At 33.3% G+C, this 829-nt stretch carries 1 protein-coding gene; it reads left to right on the forward strand.

All coding sequences use genetic code 11. From position 1 onward, the window contains the following. Window positions 1-28 precede the first annotated feature (28 nt). The coding region (locus H8909_RS13215; protein WP_202985982.1) for an HTH domain-containing protein at window positions 29-829 on the forward strand (801 nt) is incomplete at its 3' end.

The following is an 829-nucleotide window of genomic DNA, read 5'->3' on the forward strand; positions in this document are numbered from 1 at the left end:
TTTTTTGTTTTGTTGTTTAAATTCTACTATGTCAAAATCAAAAAAATTCACTGATGAAGAAATTAAGTTATTATCTAACTCACCATACGTCAAGAACGTTAAACAAAACAGACTGATATTCACTTATGAATTCAGATGCATTTTATACGATGAATGGATTAAGCAGCCATCTACTTCTCAGATAAGAAGTGTACTTAAATCATACGGCTTTGATTGTTCGATATTAGGATGCGATGTGATAAATAACACCAACATTAACTTTAAGCGCTATGGTCGTCCTACTAACGGAAGGAATGAGGTATCTGTAAAGTATAACTCTACTGAAAAGTACGACAATGAATCTCTGATTGATTCTGGAATATTCGTCAGAACAGGAAGTCTAATTAGATTCAGTTCTGAATTCATCGATAAAGCTTATAAAGAATACCCTTCTGTCTCCATTGAATCCCTGCTTGAATCCTGTGGTCTTGATCCCAATAAAGTCGGATATCATAGAATATATGAATTAAAAAGAAAGCTTGAAGATGGAGTAAAACCTAAAGAAAAGATAGGAGCTGATGTAGTAGATAAATATACTGGTCATCCATATGTCAAGAGATGCACTGCAGAATATTTCACACTTAATAAACAATTTTTTGATGAATCTTCAATATATACTGGTTATCCTATTGATAAGATTCTCAGAATATATGAAATTGATGAATCTGATTTTCCTGCAAGGGTACTAAATAGAATAGAAAAACAGCTCAGATCCTGGAATGGTGATTCTGATAATATGATGGTTGAATGTGACCAGGAGTTCAGATGTCGCATCCAGCACAACAGGATG

This window comes from Catenibacterium faecis (assembly GCF_014306455.1).
Classification (GTDB): domain Bacteria; phylum Bacillota_I; class Bacilli_A; order Erysipelotrichales; family Coprobacillaceae; genus Catenibacterium; species Catenibacterium mitsuoka_A.